Here is a 3,876-nt window from a genome sequence, read left to right on the forward strand (position 1 = left end):
TCGCCGATGGTAGTGTGGGGTTTCCCCATGTGAGAGTAGGTCATCGTCAAGATTAAATTCCGAAACCCCAATTGCGAAAGCAGTTGGGGTTTTGTTTTGCCCGCAGGAAAATGGATTCTTTGAATTCTATGCAGCGGCCCGGTGCATGGCTATTATTCGGGCCTCATTCTGAGGCGAGACCTGCATGCTGACGTTGTTGAACCTTCTGAAGGATGGTCGATTCCATTCCGGTCAGGCTCTGGGGGCTGCCCTGGGAATTAGTCGAAGTGCGGTGTGGAAGCAGCTTCAGCACCTGGAGGCTGAGCTTGGGTTATCCATACATAAAGTTCGGGGACGGGGCTATCAATTGGCCTCGCCATTGACTTTGCTTGACTCGCTCGAGATAGAGGAAAGTCTTCCTGGCTGGTCTGTCAGTATCTTTGATTCCGTCGACTCTACTAATGCTGAATCGTTGCGCGAGGTGGATCGGGGGCGGGCGGCTCCCTTTCTTGTGCTGGCCGAGCTCCAAAGATCAGGGCGTGGGCGCAGGGGGCGTAAATGGGTGAGTCCGTTTGCTGAAAACCTCTATTACAGCCTCGTGTTGCGCATTGATGGTGGGATGCGTCAGCTTGAGGGGTTAAGTCTTGTTGTTGGTCTCGCGGTCATGCAGGCCTTGCATGCGCTTGGGGTGCCAGGTGCAGGGCTGAAATGGCCGAATGATGTATTGGTCGGGCGAAAAAAAATCGCCGGGATCCTGTTGGAGCTGGTTGGTGATCCGGCAGACGTGTGTCATGTAGTGTTGGGCATAGGCATTAATGTGAACATGCAGGCTACAGATGAAGTCGATCAGCGATGGACTTCAATGCGTCTAGAGTCGGGTAAATCTTGTGATCGCAATATTCTGGCGGTTGAGCTGAGTAAGCAGCTGCAACTCTATTTGCAACGTCACCAATCGGGCGGCTTCTCTGCGCTTCAGTCGGAGTGGGAGGCGAGCCATTTGTGGCAGGGGCAACCGGTTTCTCTCACTGCGGGGGTCAATCAAGTAGATGGTGTGGTGCTGGGAATCGATAATCAAGGCGCACTGCGGCTAAAGGTAGATGGTGTGGAAAAAGTCTTTAGTGGTGGTGAGCTCAGCTTGAGGTTGCGTGATGATTCTTGAGCTTGATTGTGGAAACAGCTTTATCAAGTGGCGTGTGCTGCGGGCTGAGGCGGGCGCCTTGATCGCGGAAGGAGTGGTCGACTCTGATGGCGCCTTGGTCGACAGTCTACGGTCGCTTGAGAAGGTGTCTCTCGTCAAATGTCGCCTTGTCAGCGTAAGAACTGAAGATGAGACCAATTTGCTGATTGGCTTGCTTAAGCAGGAGTTCGGCATTTCCGTTGTCTGTGCGGCGCCCGCTCGCGAGATGTCCGGCGTAAAGAATGGTTACGACGATTATGAGCGCCTTGGCCTCGATCGTTGGCTGGCGATGCTTGGTGGTTTTCACCTGGCTAAAGGGGCCTGTCTGGTACTAGATTTTGGGACGGCGGTGACCGCCGATTTTATCTCCGCGGACGGTGAGCATTTGGGAGGCTTCATTTGTCCCGGCATGCCGCTAATGCGTAATCAGCTGCGTACCCATACTCGAAAAATTCGCTATGGAGATCTCGCGGCGGAGCGGGCATTGACGAGCCAGGCTCCGGGGCGCTCTACAGCTGAGGCTGTTGAGCGTGGCTGTTCGTTGATGCTCAGAGGGTTCGTGTTGACGCAGTTGGAGATGGCGCGTTCCTACTGGGGTGATGATTACCGAGTCTTCATCACGGGGGGGGATGCCGAGCTGGTCTCGGATGTCGCGCCTGAGGCTCGGGTCGTTTCTGATTTGGTGTTCGTGGGTTTGGCTATGGCGTGTCCTTTGTCCTGAGGTTTGTATGCGTTGGTTGTTCCTTCTACTTCTGGTACTCAATGTGTTTTATTACGTCTGGCATCAGCAGGAGGCGCCGCTACGCGCAAAGGATGTCACGCCGCTCAGTCTTTATCGTGGCCCGCAACAGGATATTCGCCTGTTGAGTGAGGCTGGAGGTGATGCTTCCCGTGAAAAAAGGGCTGGGGGAAAGCCTGATGGACAGTGCCTATATATAGGCGGTTTGGGTCGACCTGAGTCTGCCCAGGTGTTGGAACAGCGTTTGACGGAGCTGGGAGCAAAAGCTCTTCCTTCGTCAAAAGAGTATTCCGGCGGCTCATATTGGTTCCAGATTACGCCCGAAACCCAGCGTTTGCTGGGTGATGCTCAGCTACAAAACCTTTCCAAGGAATTCAATGAGTTAAAACATAAAATAATGCTGTGCGAGGGGGTTGCACCTGCGGAATAGTTTGCATAGAATGGCGCCCGCTCCACAGCGAAGACCTGAAAAGGTTGGTGCGGCGGGGTGATGTCAATGCAGCTAACCTCAGGTTTTTAAATGAGAAAATGCTTGACAGAGGCTTGGCATGGTATAGAATGCCGGCCTGATTAGGAGGGGTTCCCGAGCGGCCAAAGGGATCAGACTGTAAATCTGACGTCTACGACTTCGAAGGTTCGAATCCTTCTCCCTCCACCAGATTTTAGCGTGAGCTGCAGGCTCCGCGGGTATAGTTTAGTGGTAGAACCTCAGCCTTCCAAGCTGATGATGCGGGTTCGATTCCCGCTACCCGCTCCAAGTTTGCAGGTTGTGCAAAGTGTTACGCTCTTGTAGCTCAGTTGGTAGAGCACACCCTTGGTAAGGGTGAGGTCAGCGGTTCAAATCCGCTCAAGAGCTCCATATAACAAGGCAGATATGAAAATATCTGCCTTTGTTTTAATGGCTCGTGTTGTTTGCTTAATTTCTTCTGTTAGGGGTGATATCGATGGCTAAGGAAAAATTTGATCGTTCCCTGCCGCACGTCAACGTTGGCACCATCGGTCACGTAGACCATGGTAAAACCACGCTGACCGCTGCTCTGACTCGCGTTTGCTCCGAAGTTTTCGGTTCGGCCGTAGTTGAATTCGACAAGATCGACAGCGCTCCAGAAGAAAAAGCTCGCGGTATCACCATCAACACCGCGCACGTTGAGTACAACTCGAACATTCGTCACTACGCTCACGTTGACTGCCCAGGTCACGCTGACTACGTGAAGAACATGATCACTGGTGCTGCGCAGATGGACGGCGCGATCCTGGTTTGCTCGGCCGCTGATGGTCCGATGCCACAAACCCGTGAGCACATCCTGCTGTCCCGTCAGGTAGGCGTTCCGTACATCGTGGTTTTCCTGAACAAGGCTGACCTGGTGGACGACGCTGAGCTGCTGGAACTGGTTGAGATGGAAGTTCGCGACCTGCTGTCCACCTACGACTTCCCAGGCGACGACACTCCGATCATCATCGGTTCGGCTCGTATGGCGCTGGAAGGCAAAGACGACAACGAAATGGGCACCACCGCTGTTAAGAAGCTGGTGGAAACTCTGGACAGCTACATCCCAGAGCCAGAGCGTGCTATCGACAAGCCATTCCTGATGCCAATCGAAGACGTATTCTCGATCTCGGGTCGCGGTACTGTTGTAACCGGTCGTATCGAGCGCGGTATCGTTCGTGTTCAAGACGCCCTGGAAATCGTTGGTCTGCGTGACACTACCACCACCACCTGCACCGGTGTTGAGATGTTCCGCAAGCTGCTGGACGAAGGTCGTGCTGGCGAGAACTGCGGCGTTCTGCTGCGTGGCACCAAGCGTGACGACGTTGAGCGTGGTCAGGTTCTGGTTAAGCCGGGTTCGGTTAAGCCGCACACCAAGTTCACTGCAGAAGTTTACGTTCTGAGCAAGGAAGAAGGCGGTCGTCACACTCCGTTCTTCAAAGGCTACCGTCCACAGTTCTACTTCCGTACTACTGACGTGACCGGTAACTGCGA

General features: G+C 53.9%; 4 protein-coding genes and 3 tRNA genes. All 7 read left to right on the top strand.

The window, feature by feature from the left end; all coding sequences use genetic code 11:
- Positions 1–184 precede the first annotated feature (184 nt).
- Positions 185–1,138 carry a bifunctional biotin--[acetyl-CoA-carboxylase] ligase/biotin operon repressor BirA gene (gene birA, locus ACTJK7_RS28940; protein ID WP_108563382.1) on the top strand — a complete coding sequence of 318 codons (954 nt, stop codon included), beginning with the start codon at positions 185–187 and terminating at the stop codon, positions 1,136–1,138.
- Positions 1,128–1,877: a pantothenate kinase gene (locus ACTJK7_RS28945; protein ID WP_108563381.1), complete on the top strand. Its 750-nt coding sequence runs from the start codon at positions 1,128–1,130 to the stop codon at positions 1,875–1,877. Before birA ends, ACTJK7_RS28945 begins: the two co-directional genes overlap by 11 nt.
- A gap of 7 nt (positions 1,878–1,884) precedes the next feature.
- Positions 1,885–2,325, top strand: coding sequence for a hypothetical protein (locus ACTJK7_RS28950; protein ID WP_064382251.1), 441 nt, complete (start codon positions 1,885–1,887; stop codon positions 2,323–2,325).
- Positions 2,326–2,468: 143 nt separating this feature from the next.
- A tRNA-Tyr gene (locus ACTJK7_RS28955) sits at positions 2,469–2,553 on the top strand.
- 25 nt (positions 2,554–2,578) lie between these two features.
- Positions 2,579–2,652: transfer RNA gene (locus tag ACTJK7_RS28960), tRNA-Gly, on the top strand.
- Positions 2,653–2,678: 26 nt separating this feature from the next.
- Positions 2,679–2,754: transfer RNA gene (locus tag ACTJK7_RS28965), tRNA-Thr, on the top strand.
- A gap of 85 nt (positions 2,755–2,839) precedes the next feature.
- Positions 2,840–3,876: elongation factor Tu (gene tuf / locus ACTJK7_RS28970; RefSeq protein WP_440781104.1), on the top strand; the 1,037-nt coding region annotated here is incomplete at its 3' end.

The sequence above is a fragment of the Pseudomonas sp. 22085 genome (assembly GCF_052045815.1).
Lineage (GTDB): Bacteria > Pseudomonadota > Gammaproteobacteria > Pseudomonadales > Pseudomonadaceae > Aquipseudomonas > Aquipseudomonas glycinae.